The organism is Paraconexibacter algicola (assembly GCF_003044185.1).
Classification (GTDB): Bacteria; Actinomycetota; Thermoleophilia; order Solirubrobacterales; family Solirubrobacteraceae; genus Paraconexibacter; species Paraconexibacter algicola.
Genome location: NZ_PYYB01000001.1, coordinates 60,820 through 77,881, shown reverse-complemented (window position 1 = coordinate 77,881; position 17,062 = coordinate 60,820). Strand labels below are relative to the sequence as shown.

General features: G+C 75.3%; 16 protein-coding genes. 3 read left to right on the top strand and 13 right to left on the bottom strand.

Features of this window, described 5'->3' with window-relative positions:
- Positions 1 to 8: 8 nt before the first annotated feature.
- The 4 genes from fdhD to C7Y72_RS00365 are packed head-to-tail and all read right to left on the bottom strand — an operon-like array spanning position 9 to position 5,213.
- Positions 9 to 791: a formate dehydrogenase accessory sulfurtransferase FdhD gene (fdhD, locus tag C7Y72_RS00375; RefSeq protein ID WP_107569495.1), complete on the bottom strand. Its 783-nt coding sequence runs from the start codon at positions 789 to 791 to the stop codon at positions 9 to 11.
- Complete coding sequence (gene fdhF, locus C7Y72_RS00370) at positions 791 to 2,884, bottom strand: formate dehydrogenase subunit alpha (RefSeq protein WP_199223812.1); 2,094 nt, start codon at positions 2,882 to 2,884, stop codon at positions 791 to 793. Before fdhF ends, fdhD begins: the two co-directional genes overlap by 1 nt.
- Positions 2,881 to 3,537, bottom strand: a complete 657-nt coding sequence (locus tag C7Y72_RS23660) for a 2Fe-2S iron-sulfur cluster-binding protein (protein ID WP_199223941.1) — start codon at positions 3,535 to 3,537, stop codon at positions 2,881 to 2,883. The genes fdhF and C7Y72_RS23660 overlap by 4 nt, the downstream gene beginning before the upstream one ends.
- Positions 3,534 to 5,213 carry an NAD(P)H-dependent oxidoreductase subunit E gene (locus C7Y72_RS00365; protein WP_158276548.1) on the bottom strand — a complete coding sequence of 560 codons (1,680 nt, stop codon included), beginning with the start codon at positions 5,211 to 5,213 and terminating at the stop codon, positions 3,534 to 3,536. Before C7Y72_RS00365 ends, C7Y72_RS23660 begins: the two co-directional genes overlap by 4 nt.
- A gap of 82 nt (positions 5,214 to 5,295) precedes the next feature.
- Between C7Y72_RS00365 and C7Y72_RS00360 the strand changes: the two genes are divergently transcribed.
- Entirely contained in the window at positions 5,296 to 6,210 is a 915-nt protein-coding gene (locus C7Y72_RS00360; protein ID WP_107566647.1) for a LysR family transcriptional regulator, read from the top strand.
- 11 nt (positions 6,211 to 6,221) lie between these two features.
- Here C7Y72_RS00360 and C7Y72_RS00355 read toward each other — a convergent pair whose 3' ends face one another.
- The 8 genes from C7Y72_RS00355 to C7Y72_RS00320 all read right to left on the bottom strand — a co-directional run bounded on the left by C7Y72_RS00355 (position 6,222) and on the right by C7Y72_RS00320 (position 13,654).
- On the bottom strand, positions 6,222 to 6,761 hold the full coding sequence (locus tag C7Y72_RS00355) for a Uma2 family endonuclease (protein ID WP_158276547.1): 540 nt from the start codon (positions 6,759 to 6,761) through the stop codon (positions 6,222 to 6,224).
- Between the two features lie 141 nt (positions 6,762 to 6,902).
- A complete protein-coding gene (locus tag C7Y72_RS00350; RefSeq protein ID WP_107566645.1) occupies positions 6,903 to 7,973 on the bottom strand; it encodes a winged helix DNA-binding domain-containing protein in 1,071 nt (356 codons plus the stop codon).
- A gap of 162 nt (positions 7,974 to 8,135) precedes the next feature.
- On the bottom strand, positions 8,136 to 9,407 hold the full coding sequence (locus tag C7Y72_RS00345) for an MSMEG_0569 family flavin-dependent oxidoreductase (RefSeq protein ID WP_199223811.1): 1,272 nt from the start codon (positions 9,405 to 9,407) through the stop codon (positions 8,136 to 8,138).
- Positions 9,397 to 9,711 carry an MSMEG_0570 family nitrogen starvation response protein gene (locus C7Y72_RS00340; RefSeq protein WP_107566644.1) on the bottom strand — a complete coding sequence of 105 codons (315 nt, stop codon included), beginning with the start codon at positions 9,709 to 9,711 and terminating at the stop codon, positions 9,397 to 9,399. The genes C7Y72_RS00345 and C7Y72_RS00340 overlap by 11 nt, the downstream gene beginning before the upstream one ends.
- A gap of 8 nt (positions 9,712 to 9,719) precedes the next feature.
- Positions 9,720 to 10,577: a carbon-nitrogen hydrolase family protein gene (locus C7Y72_RS00335; RefSeq protein ID WP_107566643.1), complete on the bottom strand. Its 858-nt coding sequence runs from the start codon at positions 10,575 to 10,577 to the stop codon at positions 9,720 to 9,722.
- Positions 10,574 to 11,941, bottom strand: coding sequence for an MSMEG_0567/sll0787 family protein (locus C7Y72_RS00330; protein ID WP_107569491.1), 1,368 nt, complete (start codon positions 11,939 to 11,941; stop codon positions 10,574 to 10,576). The genes C7Y72_RS00335 and C7Y72_RS00330 overlap by 4 nt, the downstream gene beginning before the upstream one ends.
- Positions 11,942 to 12,060: 119 nt before the next feature.
- On the bottom strand, positions 12,061 to 13,116 hold the full coding sequence (locus C7Y72_RS00325; protein ID WP_107566642.1) for an MSMEG_0568 family radical SAM protein: 1,056 nt from the start codon (positions 13,114 to 13,116) through the stop codon (positions 12,061 to 12,063).
- A 16-nt stretch (positions 13,117 to 13,132) separates the two neighbouring features.
- Positions 13,133 to 13,654 (bottom strand): MSMEG_0572/Sll0783 family nitrogen starvation response protein, encoded by a 522-nt coding sequence (locus tag C7Y72_RS00320; protein ID WP_107566641.1) that lies wholly within the window; start codon positions 13,652 to 13,654, stop codon positions 13,133 to 13,135.
- Between the two features lie 407 nt (positions 13,655 to 14,061).
- Between C7Y72_RS00320 and C7Y72_RS00315 the strand changes: the two genes are divergently transcribed.
- Positions 14,062 to 14,736, top strand: a complete 675-nt coding sequence (locus tag C7Y72_RS00315; RefSeq protein ID WP_158276546.1) for an acetate uptake transporter — start codon at positions 14,062 to 14,064, stop codon at positions 14,734 to 14,736.
- Here the strand turns inward: C7Y72_RS00315 and C7Y72_RS00310 are convergent, their stop codons facing one another.
- Positions 14,737 to 15,588, bottom strand: a complete 852-nt coding sequence (locus C7Y72_RS00310) for a methylenetetrahydrofolate reductase (protein ID WP_158276545.1) — start codon at positions 15,586 to 15,588, stop codon at positions 14,737 to 14,739. It abuts the gene before it with no gap.
- A gap of 225 nt (positions 15,589 to 15,813) precedes the next feature.
- Between C7Y72_RS00310 and C7Y72_RS00305 the strand changes: the two genes are divergently transcribed.
- Positions 15,814 to 16,887, top strand: coding sequence for a sensor histidine kinase (locus C7Y72_RS00305; RefSeq protein WP_107566638.1), 1,074 nt, complete (start codon positions 15,814 to 15,816; stop codon positions 16,885 to 16,887).
- Positions 16,888 to 17,062: the final 175 nt, after the last annotated feature.

Sequence of the window (17,062 nt, the reverse complement as noted above, 5' to 3'; positions counted from 1 at the left end):
GGGGCGCGTCAGTCGACGACGCGCCCCGGGTCCGCGTAGACGGCGACCGCGTCGCCGCGCGCGAACCCGCACAGCGTCATCCCGCGGTCGGCGGCCAGGGCGACCGCCAGCGAGGTCGGCGCACCGACCCCGACGAGCACCGGGGCCCCGGCGACGGCGGCCTTCTGCACGAGCTCGAAGGACAGCCGCCCGCTGACGCACAGGAGGTGGTCGTGCAGCGGCAGCAGCCCGTCGAGCAGCGCGCGCCCGATCACCTTGTCCATCGCGTTGTGGCGGCCGACGTCCTCGCGCAGGAGCAGCAGCCGGCCGTCGGCGTCGAAGAGGCCCGTGGCGTGCATGCCGCCCGTGCGCCGGAAGCCCGGCTGGCGCAGGCGGTCCGGCAGCGCGGCCAGCAGCGCGCGCGACACCCGCGGGCCGCCGGTCGGCAGCGCCGGGGCGTGCACCGCGACCTCCTCCAGCGCGCCCTTGCCGCAGACCCCGCACGACGACGTGGTGAAGAACGACCGGGCGCCGGGGTCGCGCAGGAGCGGCCCGTCGACGACGACCGTGTTCGCGGCGAGGTCCGCGGTCGGGCCCGCCGCCCGGGGCGCGTCGATCAGGCCCTCGCCGTGCAGGAAGCCCAGCGCGAGCTCCTCGTCGTGGCCCGGGGTGCGCATCGTCACGACCAGCGGCCGGTCGTCCACGCGGATCTCCAGCGGCTCCTCGACGGCGACCTCGTCGCGCCCGCCGTCACGCGCGACGGTCGCGACGCTGTGCGCGACGGCGACGTCGGGGACCAGCGGGCCGGACATCACGCGGCGGCGGGCGTGCCGAGGACGGGCCGGGCGGCCGGCTCCTCCCCGAACGGGGTCACGGCGACCGCGACGACCTTGTACTCCGGGCAGGAGGTGTTGACGTCCGCCGAGTTGCCGACGAGCAGGTTCGTGCGGATCTCCGGGAAGTGGAAGGCGGTGAAGACGTTCCCCGGCTCGATGCGCTCGGTCACGCGCACGTCGATCTCGATCCGCCCGACGCGCGAGCGGACCTCCACGCGCTGCCCGTCGCGCACGCCAAGCCGCGCGGCGTCGTCGGGGTGGACCTCCAGCCAGTCGCCGTCCAGCAGCTCGAGGTTGCCGGTCCGGCGCGTCATCGTGCCCGCGTTGTAGTGCTGCAGCCGCCGGCCGGTGATCAGCACCAGCGGGAACTCCGCGTCGGGGGCGTCGCCGGGCTCGTGGTACGGGAGCGCGGCGAACAGGCCGCGGCCGCCCTCGCGGACGAACGCGGTCTCGTACAGCGTCGGGGAGTCCGTGCCGTCGGCGGCGACCGGCCACTGCAGGCCGGTGCGCCCGACCCGGGCGTGGCTGATGCCGCGGAAGTTCGGGGTCAGCGCGGCGATCTCGTCCATCGCGTCCGCCGGGGTCGCCAGGCCCATGTCGTGCCCCAGCGCCCGTGACAGGCCGGTGATGATGTCGAAGTCCGTGCGCGCGTCCCCGGGCGGGGTGATCGCCGCGCCCACCAGCTGCACGCGGCGCTCCGCGTTGGTGAACGTGCCGGTCTTCTCCAGGAACGAGGAGGCGGGCAGGACGACGTCGGCGTAGCGGGTCGTCTCCGTCTCGAAGATGTCCTGGGCGACGACGAACTCCAGCGACTCGAGCGCGTGGATCACGTGCGCGGTGTTCGGGTCGGTCTGCGCGACGTCCTCGCCGAAGATGTACATCGCGCGCAGGTCCCCGGCGATCGCCGCGTCGAACATCTGCGGGATCGTCAGGCCGCGGCGGCGCGAAAGCGGCACGCCCCACCGGGCCTCGAACGCGCGCGCGGTCGGCTCGTCGTCGACCGGGCGGTAGTCGGAGTACGTGTCCGGCAGCGCGCCCATGTCCGAGGAGCCCTGCACGTTGTTCTGGCCGCGCAGCGGCAGCAGCGCCGAGCCGCGCCGGCCGACCTTGCCGGTCATCAGCCCGAGGTTGCAGATCAGCTGCACGACCTCGCTGCCGTAGCGGTGCTCGGTCACGCCCAGGCCCCACATGATCGAGGCCTCCGCGGCGTCGCCGTAGATCCGGGCGGCGCGCTCGAGGTCGGCGGCGGGCACGCCGGTGATCCGCTCGACCTCCGCGGGGTCGTAGTCGGCCAGCAGCGCGACGAGCTCGTCGAGGCCCTCGGTGCGCGCGCCGACGAAGTCGTGGTCGACGTACCCGTCGCGGTGCAGGACGTGGGCGAGGCCGAGCATGACCGCGGCGTTCGTGCCCGGCCGCGGGGCGAGGTGCAGGGCGGCGTGGTCGACGAGCTCGATCGTGCGCGGGTCGATGACCACGAGCTGCATGCCGCGCAGCGCGGCCTGCTTGATCCGCGCCCCGACGACCGGGTGCCCCTCGGTCGGGTTCGCGCCGACGAGGATCGCCGCGTCGGCGTGGTCGATGTCGGAGAACGAGCCGGTGGCGCCCGAGAGCCCGAGCGTGCGGCGCATCGCGTAGGAGGTGGGGGAGTGGCAGACGCGCGAGCAGTTGTCGACGTTGTTGGTCCCGATCGCGGCACGGACCAGGCGCTGCAGCACCCAGCAGTCCTCGTTGGTGCCGCGCGAGGAGGCCAGGGCGGCGATCGCGTCGGGGCCGCTCTGCTCCTTGATCGCGGTGAGCCGGGAGACGATCAGGTCGGTCGCCTCCTCCCAGCTCGCCGGTCGCAGCTCGCCGCCGCGGCGGTCGCGGATCAGCGGCGTGGTGAGCCGTTCGCGGTGGCGGCTGAAGCGGTGCGCGAAGCGTCCCTTCAGGCACGTGTGGCCCTCGTTGGCGGGACCGTCGTGCGCGGGGGTGATCGACACGACGTGGTCGTCGACGACGTGCGCCTCCAGGCGGCAGCCCACGCCGCAGTAGCCGCAGGTGGTCGTGACGGTGTCGGCGAAGCGGCTCATGCGGTGGCCTCCTGGGCGGTGGCGAGGTCGAGCAGGGACAGCTCGGTGATCGCGTCGGTGGGGCAGGTGTCGGCGCAGGCGCCGCACGACACGCAGGCCGAGGCGCGGAAGCCCTCGTCGATCCCGGCGCTGATGTCGGTGTGGAACCCGCGACCGGTGAGCGTCAGGGCGAACGTGCCCTGGACCTCGTCGCAGGCGCGCACGCAGCGGGCGCAGCTGATGCAGAGCTCGTGGCGCAGCGCGAGGTACGGGTGGTCGGTCTCGTGGCGCACCGCGCGCTGCTCGCCGGGCCAGCGCGTCGTGGTGACGCCGAGCTCGCGGGCGACCGCGGCGAGCTCGGTGTGCGCGGCGGGCGCGACGGGCAGCTCGGAGAGCACGAGCTCCACGACCGCGCCGGCGACGCGGCGGGCGCGCTCGTCGCGGGTGTGGACGGCCATGCCGTCCTTGGCGATCGTCGTGCAGGACGGGACGACGTCGACCGTGCCGTCCTCGCCCTGGACCCCGACGAGGCAGACGCGGCAGGCGCCGAACGGGTCCATCCGCTCGTCGAAGCACAGGACGGGCACGTCGTGGGCGGCGGCGCGCGCGGCCTCCAGCACGGTCGCGCCGTCGGCGACCTCGATCTCGGTGCCGTCGACGGTCAGGCGGGTCATGCGTCGAGCCCCAGCTCGTCGGGGAAGTGCTCGATCAGCGAGCGCAGCGGTGCGGGCATCCCGCCGCCGTGGGCGCAGAGGCTGCCGACGTCGAGCGCCTCGAGCAGCGCCTCCAGCCGGGCGCGGTCGATCGGGGGTCGTCCGGGCACGGAGAACTCCTCGTAGGCGCGTTGCAGGCCGATCCGGCACGGGAAGCAGGTGCCGCAGGACTCGTGCGCCCCGAAGCGCAGCAGGTGGCGGGCGACCTCGCGCATGTCGGTCGTCTCGTCGAACGCCAGCAGCGAGCCGTGCCCGACCATGCAGCCGACCTCGGGGAGCGCGTCGAGGTCGAAGCGGGTGTCCAGCAGCGACGCGGGGAGGATGCCGCCCAGGGGGCCGCCGATCTGCACGGCCTTGATCGTGTGGCCGTCACGCAGGCCGCCGCCGACGTCCTCGCAGAGCTCGCGGACGGTCATGCCGAACGGGACCTCGACGACGCCCGGGGTGCGGAACCGCTCGTTGAAGCAGACGAGCTTGCTGCCGGCGGTCTCGCTGTCGGGGCTGAGCGCCCGGTAGGCGTCGGCGCCGCAGGCGGCGATCACCGGCACGTTGCTGAGCGTCTCGACGTTGTTGACGACGGTCGGCAGGCCGAAGAGCCCCTTCTGGGCGGGGAACGGGGGGCGGGCGGAGACGGTGCCGCGCAGTCCCTGCAGGCAGGCGAGCAGCGCGGTCTCCTCGCCGACCACGTACGAGCCGGCGCCCTCGACGATCGTGACGTCGAACGCGAAGCCGCTGCCGAGCACGTCGTCGCCGAGCAGGCCGGCGGCGCGCGCCTCGTCGGCGGCCGCCTCCAGTGCGGGCTTGCTCAGCGGGTACTCGCTGCGCACGAGCACGAAGCCGTGGTCGGCGCCGACCGCGTAGCCGGCGAGCGCCATGCCCTCCAGGAGCAGCTGCGGGTTGCGCTCCATGAGGTGCTTGTCGATGTAGGAGCCGGGGTCGCCCTCGTCGCCGTTGACGACGATGAACTTCTGACCGGTCGGCGAATCGGCCTCGCGCGCGAACCGCCACTTGGAGCCGGTGCGGAAGGCGGCGCCGCCGCGGCCGGTCAGCCCGGCGTCCTCGACGGTGTCGAGCAGCTGCTCGGGCGTGATCGCGGTGCCGAGCACGTGCCGCAGGCCCGACCAGTCGCCGTCCCGGGTCAGGACGGGCTGCGGCAGGAGGCTGCGGACCGCCGGTTCGGGAGCGTCGCGGCTCGCGTCCGCCAGGACGCGGTCCAGGGCGCCGGGCCCGGCCTCGATCGTGTCGCCGTCGCGGAAGGCGGGGGCGCTGTGGCAGAAGCCGAGGCAGACGGTCTCCGCCAGCGAGGTGGCGCCGTCGGGGGTGCAGGCGCCGACGTCGACGCCGAGCCCGTCGCGGAGGGCGTCGACGTGGTCGTGCCCGGTCGCGGCGAAGCACGCGGTCCCGGTGCAGACGCGGACGTGGCGCGTTCCCCGCGGGACGAGCAGGTCGTCGTAGAAGCCCGCGACGCCGTGGACCGTCGCCTCGGGGACGCCGGTGCGCGCGGCGACGTCGCGGACGGTGGCGTCGGTGACCGGTCCCCCGTCGGCCTGGACGGCGGCCACGAGGAGGTCGAGGACGGTGGGGGCGTCGACGGCGTGGTGTCGGCGGACGAGCTCGACGAGGTTCTGGGAGGGCACTCCGTTGAGCTTCCCGCGCGATACGTGCTCGTGCAACTGCAAGTGCCGCTGTTTCGATAGAGCGCGTCTATCGTGCGGGGTCGTGCTCGTCCAGCAGCTCACGTACCTCTCGGCGCTGGCCCGGGAGCGCCACTTCGGCCGCGCCGCGGACGCCTGCCACGTCACGCAGCCGACGCTCTCGGCGGGGCTGCGCCGGCTGGAGGAGGAGCTCGGGGTGCCGCTCGTGCGTCGCGGCCGGCGGTACGAGGGGCTGACCGCCGAGGGGGAGCGCATCCTCGCCTGGGCCCACCGGCTGCTCGCGGACGTCGAGGGGCTGCGCGCCGACGTGCGCGTAATGCGCGACGGGCTCGTCGGCCGCCTGCGGATCGGCGCGATCCCCACGTCGCTGCCGATCGTCTCGCTGCTCACCGCGCCGCTGCTGCGCGCGCACCCCGACCTGGACCTGGCGGTCCAGTCGATGACCTCGCGGCAGATCGAGGAGGGACTGCGCGACGCGCGCCTGGACGTCGGGCTCACCTACCTGGACAACGAGCCGCTGGTCGGCGTGCGCACCCGGCGGCTCTACGAGGAGCGCTACCTGTACCTCGTGCAGCGGGACGGCCCGCACGCCGGGGCGGCCGAGGTCGGCTGGGCGGAGGTCGCGGGCGAGCGGCTGTGCCTGCTGTCCCCGGACATGCAGCACCGCCGGATCCTCGACGCGGTCTTCCGCGCGGCGCGCGCCCGGCCGCGGCCGATGCTCGAGACGAACTCGATCACGACGCTCTACGCGCACGTGCGCGACGGCCTCGCCGCGGGCGTCATGCCGCACACCTGGCTGCACCTGTTCGGCCTGCCCGAGGGCGTCCGGGCGATACCGCTGCGCGACCCGCTCGTGCGGCACGCGATCGGGGTCGTGTGGCCCGACCGCGACCCGGAGCCGCTGCTGGCCCGGGCGTTCGTCGACAGCGTCCGCGACGTGCGCGTCGAGGAGGAGGTCGCCGCGCCCGCGCGCGCGTGAGTGAGGGTGGGTCAGCCGGGGAGGACGGCGGCCACCGTCGTCGGCGGCACGCCGTCGACGCGGGCGTCGAGGACGTCCGCGCCACGGAGCGTGGTCACCGAGCGGTAGCCGCCGGGGGTGGGGTCGGTGTGCTCGACGACCTCGCGCGCGCGGGCGTCGGCGACCCAGTAGCGCGGGACGCCGGCGCGCGCGTACGTGGCGGCCTTGGCGAGGTCGTGCCCTCGCGAGCTGACCGCGACCTCGACCACGAGCAGTCCCGCGGTCGGCCGGGCGAGCTGCGGCGTGGACGCCAGCATCAGGTCGGGCTCCGGCATGTCCCCTTCGGCGGCGGCGAAGGTCGACTGCACGACGAGGAGGTCCGCCCGGGCCGCGAGCAGGCGGGTGAACGCCCGGACCGTCCCGACGTGCAGGTCCCCCTGCGGGCTCATGTCGGGCACGTCGACGATGAGCCCGTCGAGCAGCTCCACGCGCAGCCCGTCGAGCGCGCCGGCGCTGATGAGCGCGTCGTACTCGGCCGAGGTGAAGCGGTGGACGGAGGGCGCGAGGGCCATGGCCTCATGGAGCATCGCAAAGGTGCCGCCTGGTGTCACCGTGCATCGCCGCAGGGTGGTGCGCGACGCCGCGCAGCGCGCTGGGCGCAACCGGATCGATGCTGTCCCGTCACGCGACGGTGACGGTCCGGTGCCGCGCCGTCACCCCTCGAAGCGCGTGACGTCCCGGCACTCGGCCGTGACGGCCCGCCCGACGCTCCGCCCGAAGCCCCCGTCGTCCCAGGGCTCGGCGGTCGCGGTGGTGACGCCCTTCGCGCGCGCGAGCGACCAGCCGCCGACCGCCCGGCCGTCGTGCAGGACGATCGCAGGCACGATCCCGTTGCGGTTGGCGAAGCGGTGCTCGTCGCCGGCGCGCAGGAGGAGCGCCCGGTCGCGGTAGCCGACGGTCATCTCGTCCCACATCGGCAGCAGGCGCGCGGGCAGCCGCGACGGGGCCGCCTCGATCTCGGCGGCCTCCCCGCGCAGCGCCACGAGGTCGCCGTCGGTCGGCACGAGCTCGCCGGCGATCGCGCTGAGGCCGGCGCGCGCGTCGCGCAGCGGCAGGCCGGCCCACTTGGCGAGGTCGCGGTCGGCGGCGGGGCCGTGCCCGCGCAGGTAGCGGCGGGCGAGCTCGGCCAGCGCCAGGTCGCGCTCGGCGCCCTGCAGCGGCGCCGGCGGCTCGGTGCCGAGCCAGTCGCGAGTCAGGGCGTAGCGCTGCTGGCCGTCGACCACCGGTCCGCGGACGGTGAGGCCGCGGGCGCCGCTGAGCCCGAGCGCGTGGACGACGCTCAGGCCCTCGCCTCGGCGGCGGGCGGCCTCGAGCCGCTCGGCGAGGGTGCGACGGTCCAGCGGGCCGTCCTGCGCGAGGACCGTCACGATCCGGTCGACGAGCGTGTCCGCGAGGTCGGCGCCGACGTCGAAGTCGCCGAGGCGCTTGAGCAGCGGCCGCTCGTGCGTGGGGGCGGTGAGGCCGAGCAGCCACGCGTGGTCGTCGCGATGGACGAGGTGCAGCGTGCCGCGGTTGAACCAGCTGACGACGACCGTGCGGTCGTCCATGGCGGCGTCGACGTCGGCGGCGGTCAGGCCGGCGGTGCGGGCGCGGACGGCGAGCTTGGCCTGGCGGTAGTCCTGCGCCTGGACGGCCAGGAGGCGCTGCGTGATCGCGGCGACGTCGGCGCCGTCGGGGCGGTGCAGGCCCTGCGCGAGGGCCCGCCGGTGCTGGATCGAGGCCACCGCCCGACCCTACCCGCAGGTCGACCGGCCGGTTATGGTGGCGACCGACCCTCGAGCCGTGGTCGAGGGTTTATGGGTTTCGTTGTGGTCGGCGATCCCGGGGTCGCCGACGACCCTTGACCCGAGGTCGAGGGTTTTGGTCAGGGCGTCATAACCGAGCCGTCAGGCGGCGCGCGCGGCGACCGCGAGGCTCGCCCGGGTCACGACGTGCGCGCTGAGGTGCTCGGCGTCGCGCGCGATCGCCGCGAACCGCCCGGAGCCCCACGTGTGCAGCCACGGCAGCCCCAGCACGTGCAGGCCCGGCACGCCCTCGACCACTCCGCGGACGTGGTCCGGGTACCCGGTGTCGTCGAGGAACGGCAGCTCGACCCACGACCAGTCCGGCCGGAAGCCCGTGCACCAGACGACGCTCGTGACGCCCGCCGCGCGCAGGTCCAGCGGGGCGGGCGGGCCGGGCGGCGGCGTCCACACCGGCGTGTACCGGGACGGCGGCTCGGCGACATCGAGTCCCTGCGCCTCGATGTACCGGTCGATCGCCTCGTTGATCCGGTCGTACGTGGCGTCCGCGGCGTCGAGGCGCTCGGCGAGGTCGTCGTCGAAGTGCGCCACGCCGTCCTCGTCGATCCGGCGCAGCAGCCCGTGGAGGTGCATCCCCTGGGCGGCGAACGCGCGCAGGTCGAGGTCGCGGCCGCCGTCTCGGCCCGTGACGTAGTGGTTGGCCTCGCGGCGGGCGGCGTTGCCCTCGGGATGGTCGGTGATCGTCAGGTCGTAGTGGCCCATCTCCTCGAGCCACGTGACGACGTCCTTGCCGCGGTACCGGCGCGCGACCCGGGGCGCGTCGCCCAGGCACAGGTGCACGGCGCGGCCCTCGAGGTGCAGGTCCTCCGCGATCTGGGCCCCGGACTGGCCGGTGCCGACCACGAGCACCGCGCCGTCGGGCAGCGCCGACGGCGACCGGTAGGCGTTGGAGTGCACGGCGTGGATGCCCTGCGGGAGCGCGCGCTCCACCGCGGGCGGCGCCCACGGCCGGTGGTAGCCGCCGACGCAGAGCACGACCTGCTCGGCGTGCAGCACGCCCTCGTCGGTCTGCAGCACGAATCCCCCGTCCTCGCCGGCGCGCAGCCGGGTGACGGTGACGCCCTCGTGCAGCGGCGGATCGAGCTTCTCCATGAAGCGGTCCAGCCAGGCGAGGATCTGCTCGCGGCGCATGAAGCCCTCGGGCTCCTCGCCGTCGTAGGGGTGCTCGGGCAGCCGGCACTGGAAGTTCGGGGTGACGAGCGTGAACGCGTCCCAGCGCTCGTGCTTCCAGGCGTGGAACGCCTCGGAGCGCTCGAGCACGACGTGGTCGACGCCGGCACGCTGCAGGTACCAGCTCATCGACAGGCCGGCCTGGCCGCCGCCGATCACCGCCACCGCGGTGCGGTCAGGAAGCACGGGGCACCTCCGGCACGGCGGGCTTGCCGACCGCGACGACGGTCACCGGGCCCGCATCGCCGCCGTACCGCGCGGCGACGGACTCGATCTGCTCGAGCTGCTCGGCGGCACCGGTGCAGGCGAAGCCGTACCGGGCCCGGACGCGCTCGCTGGCGGCGTGCATCGCCACGCGCATCCGCGCGACGAGCTCCGGGACGGGCATCTCCTGGCCGTCCACGAAGTGCTCGTGGATGACCGTGGACGGGGACGTGCAGCGCTGCTGCCGGCCGTCCGGCCAGCGCAGCGTGAAGTCGACGGTGGGCACGGGGTCTCCTAGGCGCGCAGCGGCTCGGCGACCCGGTAGGTGTCCGGGCGCAGGTCGCGGATGGGGGACAGGGCGCGACGCGCGCGCGTCAGCGCCGCGTCGAGGTCGAACGTGTGGACGGCCAGACCCGGGGTCGTGCCGGTCTGGGCGACGACGTCGCCGCCGGGCTCGACGATCCGCGCCCCGCCGAGGAACCGCAGCGACCCGAAGCTCCCGGTCTGGTTGGCGGACGCGACCACGAGCGAGTTCTCCGCGGCGCGCGCCCGGTCCCACAGCTCCGCGCGACGCCACTGGCGGTCGTCGGTCAGCTCCGGGGCGGCGTTCGTCGCCGAGCACGGCCACGCGGACATCGTGCAGATCACCTGGGCGCCGTCGAGTGCGAGCGTGCGCGCCGCCTCCGGGAAGGCCTTGTCGTAGCAGATGAGCATCCCGATCCGGCCGACCGGCGTGTCGAACGCGGCCAGCGACGAGCCGGCCGTGGTCACCCGGTCCTCGCGCAGCGGCAGGTGCACCTTGCGGTGCAGGCCGTGCAGGCCGTCACCGCTGACGCAGGCCGCGACGTTGTAGGCGGGACCGTCCGGGTCGGCGGGGTCGCCCTCGCAGAAGCCGACGCACACGACGGTGTCGCCGGCGAGCTCCATCAGGCGCCGCAGCTGCGGGCCGTCCGGGTCCAGGGCGGGCGGTGGGTCCATCTCGCCCTCGCCCGAGAGCGTCTCGACGTAGCCGCCGAGTGCCGCCTCGGGCAGGACGACGAGCCCGGCGCCCGCGGCGCGGGCGTCCTGCAGCAGGCGCTCGATGGTGGCGAAGCACGCCTCCATGTCGCGGGTGAACGGCGCGGCGGCGGCCGCGATCGTCAACGGGGTCATGCGGGATCTCCTGGGGTGACGGGACGGGCGGGGCCCAGGCCGGTGACGCCGGCCGACAGGGCCGGGATGACCTCGCCGTCGGGCCAGCGCAACCGGACGCCGGGCTCGGGGACGAGCGCGCCGCAGACGGCGCCGACCGCGGGACCGGCCGGCAGCGGCGCGGCCCCGGGGGCGTCGGCCGTGACCAGCGCGAAGCCGGGGAAGCAGGTGAGCCAGTCGGCCGCGCCGACGCCGCGCGGCCGCGGGATCGCGGCGACGTCGAGCTCGGCGCCGCAGCCGGAGGCCTCGGCGAGCATGCCCGTCGTGCCGACGACGCCGGCCATCGAGACGTCCTTGGCGGCGGCGGGGCGCCCGGCCCGGACCGCGTCGAGCATCAGCCCGAGCTCCTCGCGCGAGCGCCACGAGGACGAGTCCCACTGGGTGCGCCCGTAGCCGGGGCGCCAGCCGCCGTGCAGGTCCGCGGTGACGGTGAGCGCCATCCCCGGTCGGCCGCCGGACGCGGGGACCGGCCGGCTGGTGCGGCCCAGGCCGGTGACGCTGAGGGCACCGGGCACGCCGAGCTGCGTGTGGCCGCCGAGGATCGGCAGCGAGAACGCGTCGGCCCCGGCGCGCAGGCCGCGGACGATCCGCTGCGCGTGCGCCTCGTCGCGGGCGCCGAGCGCGTCGAGCGCGCCGACGGGCGCCGCGCCCATCGCGCAGAGGTCGTGGGCGGTGACGAGCATCCCGCACCACGCGGCCCACTCGGGGTCGCGCTCCACCATCGAGGGGAGGATCGCGTCGGTCGCGGCGACGAGGTCGGAGCCGGGCACGGGGGCGCCGTCGTCCCCGAGGAACGCGCCGCCGCCGAGGAGGCCGCCGAGCAGCGGCGCGATCGGCGACTTCGTGCGCGCCGCCAGCTCCGCGATCCGGCCGACGGAGAAGCGCATCAGGCGGTGCGGGGCGCCCGCGCAGGTGACGGCCCGCACGTCCTCCCAGCCGAGCCGCGCGAAGAACGCGCGGTGTCCCGGCTGCACGTGCGCGTCGAAGCGCAGCGCCCCGGCGTCGAGCGCCTGGGCGCAGGCGGCCCGGACGAGCGCCGCGCCGACCGTGCCGCGCCGCGGGCGGTCGACGCCGCCGCGGCCGCAGACCAGGCGGCTGCCGCGCCACCAGCCGAGCGTCGCGTCGTCCCCGACCGGGTGCAGGCGCACGCCGCCGAGGACCTCGCCGTCGAGGTCGACCGCGACGAGCACGCGGGTGGCGTCGTGGGCGTCGTGGTCGTCGAGGTCGTCGCCGCGGAAGAGGCCCTGGTCGTGGACGAAGGCGCGCAGGCGCAGGTCGCGGTAGGCGGCCAGCAGCCGGGGCTGGTCGTCGGCGCGCAGCACCATCAGCCCGGCGGGCGCCCCGGGGTCGCCGGCGGCGAACAGGTCCAGCAGCGGCGCGAAGCCCACCGGGGGTGACCACGTGGCCGGCCCGGCGGGGCCCGGCCCTGTCGTGTCGCCGAGCATCATCCGCCGCACGCCCCGAGCGCCGAGCAGGCGCCGCACGCGGCGCACCCGGCGACCTGGTCGGCGCCGCGCATGTCCGCCTCGCGCAGGGCGCGGGCGACCCGCCGCGTGACGCGCATCAGCGTGGCGGGGTCGGGGGCGGGGACGCCGTCGGCGTGGGCGAGCGAGCCGGCGAGCGGCCGGTAGGGCACGACGAACGGGTAGACGCCCATCTCGATCAGCCGCTCGGCGCCGGCGACGAGCTCGTCCGGGTCCTCCCCGAGCCCGACGAGCAGGTAGGTGGAGACGCGGTTGCGGCCGAACACGCGGACCGCCTCCTGCCAGGCCTCCTCGTAGCGGGCCATCGGCACGGTCGCCTTGCCGGGCGTCCAGCGCGCCCGCACGGTCTCGTCGAGCGCCTCGACGTGGATGCCGAGGGCGGTGGCACCGGCCTCGTGCAGCGTGGTGATCCACGACAGGTCCAGCGGCGGCTCGATCTGCACCTGGATCGGCAGTCCGGGGACGGCCGACCGGACCGCGGCGACGCACTTCGACAGGTGCTTCGCGCCGCGGTCCGGACCGTTGGACGTCCCGGTGGTCATGACCATCTGTCGGATGCCGTCCAGCTCCACCGCCGCGTGCGCGACCTCGGCGAGCAGCTCGGGGGACTTCACCTGCACGGTCGCACCGGAGCGCAGCGACTCCTCGATGGTGCAGAACCGGCAGCGGGTGTCCTCGTGGGTGTAGCGGATGCAGGTCTGCACGACCGTGGTCGCGAGGACCTCGGTGCCGTGCAGGCGGGCGAGCGCCTCGTAGGGCGTGCCGTCCTCGGTCGTCAGGTCGTAGAAGCGCGGGCGGACGATCGGCTCGAGCATCGCGTCGTCGACGACGACGCCGTCGCGGGTGAGCGTGCCGCCGGGATGCAGCTCGAACGGGGAGTCCTCGACCACCGGGAGGGTGGCGGAGCGCCCGTCGAGGATCCAGTGGCCGTCGTCGCTGGGGCCGGCCCCGGCCCGGCGGCTGACCGCCGGGCGGGAGCGGATCCCGCGCACCGCGAGCTCGGAGCGAAGGTCCATGGCGCGGGCCTCGTCCCTAGAACATCCAGGAGGAGTTGATGATCGCGCCCTTGCGGGCGTACTCGATCAGCGCGTCCTGGAGGTCGAGCGGGTGGCAGGGGATGACGCCCTCGATGAGGTCCTCCTCGCGGGCGCCGTGCAGCGCCAGGCCGAGCCGGCACGCGTACACCTTGCCGCCGCCGCCGATGTAGCGCTCGAGCACGTTGTTCTCGTTGCGCATGCCGGGGAACAGCTCGTTGCCGACGGTCGGGAAGCCGCGCGTGGCGAGGCAGTTCAGCGACCCGATCCCGTAGAAGTACAGCGCCGAGTCGAAGCCCTTCTTCTGCGCGCGGATGGCCTGGAGGACCGCGACGAACGAGACGGAGGACTCGTGCACGATGCCGTGGACGAGGCCGAAGTACGTCTCGCCCGGCTCGGCCTGGTAGTCGGGGAAGACCTTCGTCTCGCCGTAGAGGGAGTCCCCGACCGCCTTGCTGGGGTGGGGGATCTCCATGAGGCTCGCGATCTCCTGATCGGTGAGCTTGGGCTCGACCGCCATGCGGTGCTCCTTCGGTTGGACGTCGTAGAGGACGCCTTCGAGAGTGCCCGCCCGACGGGACCTTCCCTACGGACCGGCGGTCGGGGCCTTCGACCGGCGGTCGGACGACACGTCGAGTCCCCACGCGACACGTGGGGTTGGCCCTACCTGTCCGTCGGGGGGAGGCCCGGCTGGGGGTGGGGGGCGAGGACCGGCGGTCGGTCGCCCTGTGGGCCGTCGGTCCATGCCGCGGCCCGGGAGCGGCCCGTAGGTTGCGGGTCGACGGGTGAGGCCGCGGGGGCCCGGATCCGGGATCCCCGCCGCCCCACGGCACGCCGGCGCGTGTCGCTCATCCGCTCCTTCGCTGCTCCGACGGCCTGCGCCCGGACCGCGTGCCCATCACTCATCCGCAAGAAGGAGAGGCTCTCGTGGCCACCCAGGTTGCATCAGAACCCGCATCCGTCATCCCGACCCGCGCCCTCGCGGCGAAGGTCCTCGACAGCCCCACCGGCGGGGCCGGGCTGCTGTTCCCCAACGTCCCGCTGGGCATCGCGCTGCAGCTCGGGGCGCTGGGCATCGTGCTCGGCCTGCTGTCCGCCGCGAACGCCGAGCTGTTCAGCCCGGCGGCGACCGGTGTCGTGCTGCCGGTCGCGTTCAGCGTCGGGGCGATCGGCATCTTCGCCGGGGGGATCATCAACTTCCGTGCCGGGCTGCTGATCGCCGGGGTGATCGGCGCGTTGTACGGGACCTTCTGGCTGTCGTTCGGCCTGCTGGTCCAGTTCTTCGCGGCGGGTGTCGGCGAGGCGGCGGGACCCGCGGCACTCGGTGACGCGATCGGCACGTACCTCGTGATCTGGGCGATCGTGTCCGGGTTCCTCGCGGTCGCGACGTTCTACGTCAACCGCATCGTGTTCGCGCAGCAGCTGCTGCTGACGGTCGTGTTCCTCGTGCTGGGCCTCGCGAACATGTCCGCTCCTGGCGGCACCGGGCTCACGCAGCTCGGCGGCTGGCTCGGCCTCGTCGACGCGCTGATGGCGCTGTACATCTCGGCCGCGCTGGTCATCAACGACACGGCGGGCAAGGAGCTGCTGCCCTTCCGCTGATCAGCGGGCGCGCACGGCGGCGACCAGCGGCGGCACCGCGTCCTCCCACAGCAGGGGACGCAGGTGCAGCCCGCTGGTCGCCCGGTGCGTCAGGAGCAGGCGGCCCAGCTCGGCGGCCGCGGTCGAGCCTTCGGCGTCGACGCCGGCGACGCCCGGGATGCGGGCGAGCTGCGCGCGGTGCGCGGCGTCGCGCACGGGCACGATCGACGCGACGAGCGCCACCCGCTCGGGCACGCCGTCGGCCCACAGGGCGTCGAGGACGGCGGTCGCGCGATCGGCGTCGGTCAGCCCCTGGAGCTGCAGGAAGTGCGCGCCGGCCTGGGCCTTCGCGTCGATCCGTCGGCGCAGCTCGTCGGTGGAGCCGCGGCCGACGGCCTCGACGGCCCCGACGCGGAAGCGCAGCGGCCCGGCGAGCCGGTAGCCGCTGGAGAGGCGTCCCTCGTCGGCGAGCCGCCGCACGAGGGCGATGGCCGCGGAGGTCTTCAGGTCGCGCGCCTCCCGTGCGTGCGGGTCGGGGCCGAGCCGCACGTCGTGTCCGGGGACGACGACGAGGTCGCGGACGCCGATCGCGTGCGCGCCGAGCAGGTCGGCCTGGACGGCGATCCGGTTGCGGTGGCGGACCCCGACGTGCAGGACGGTCTCCAGGCGGGTGCCGCGCAGCAGCGCGGCGAGCGCCACGCCGCTCATGCGGACCCGTGCGCAGAGGTGGTCGTTGACCTGCGCGGCGTCGAGGTCGCAGCCCGCCCAGGTGCGCGCGACGTCCAGCGCGGCGGTCGGGTCGGCGCCCAGCGGCGGCGTCAGCTCGGCGCTGAGGAGGGTCCGGGCGGCGAGCGCGTCGGCAAAGCGGGACACCCCTGGATCCTGGGGGCGGGCCGGGCCGACCGCCAGGGACGCACGGTCCTGCCGGGGCCCGCGGTGACGGGGACCGACCGTCGTTTCCCGACGCCCGTGCGCGGCGTGACCCGACGGTGGGGCTCCGGCAGACCCCACGTCGGCGCCGCGCGGTCGGGCGCGGCGCCCGGAGCTCTCGACCGCCGGTCCAGCTCGCGGCCGGGCGCGGTGCGCGACGATGGGCGCATGACGACGAGCTCGGTGCAGCGGGTCGGCGAGCGCCTGGGGCTCGCGCCGCGCGACGTCCTCGAGGCGCTCCTGTCGAGCGTCCCGGACGCGGTGTACGTCGTCGACCCGGACGGGCGGGTGGAGTTCGCCAACCCGGCGGCGCTCGAGCTGCTCGGCTACGAGGAGGAGGAGCTGCTGGGCCGGATCAGTCATCCGACGATCCACCACCACCGCTGGGACGGCACGCCGTTCCCGCAGGAGGAGTGCCCGATGCTGCGCCCGCGGCAGACGGGCGAGACGGTCCGCGTGGACGGCGACTGCTTCTGGCGCAAGGACGGCACGCCGTTCCGCGTGGCGTACTCGAGCGCGCCGCTGCCGATGTCCACGGGCCGCGGCGCGGTGGTCGTGTTCCGGGACGTGACCGCGCGGATCGAGGCGGAGGAGGCGGCCCGCCGGGAGGCGGTCGAGCGCGCGCGGGCGCAGGAGATCCACGACTCGCGCGCCCGGATCCTCGCGGCGGCGGACACCGAGCGCCGCCGGCTCGGGCGCGACCTGCACGACGGCGCGCAGCAGCGGCTCGTGCGGGTGCTGCTCGCGCTCAAGCAGGCGGAGGGCAGCTGCGGCGACCCGGTCGCGGGCGGCCACCTGCGGGAGGCGATCCGCGAGGCGGAGGAGGCGATCGCCGAGCTGCGCGACCTCGTGACGGGGGTGCACCCGGCGATCCTCACCACGCGCGGCCTGGCGGCGGCGATCGACTCGCTGGCGGCGCGGCTGCCGCTGATCACGACCGTGTCGGTGACCGACCGGCGGTTCGCTCCGAGCCTCGAGGCGGCCGCCTACTTCGTCGTCGCGGAGGCGCTGACGAACGTCGTCAAGCACGCGGGCGCCGAGGAGGTCCACGTGCGCATCGACGAGCGCGGCGACGGCCTGTGCATCGAGGTCAAGGACGACGGCCGCGGCGGCGCCAGGGCCGAGGGCGGCAGCGGCCTGCGCGGCCTCGCCGACCGTGCGGCGGCCTTCGACGGCACGCTGGAGATCGTCAGCGAGCCGGGCCAGGGCACCCGCCTGCGCGTCGCGATCCCGGTGCCCTGACGCCGGCTGAGGCCGCACGAGCCGGAACGACCGGCCCGCGGCAAGGTCGTCGGCTCGACGCCATCGTCGCGGCCGCTCGGCCCTCCCGGCAACGGGTGCACCGAGCGCGCCTGCCTTTCGCACATCGGCGCGCTCGCGAGCCCGAGACGGCATCCCGCACGGTGGACCTCAGCTC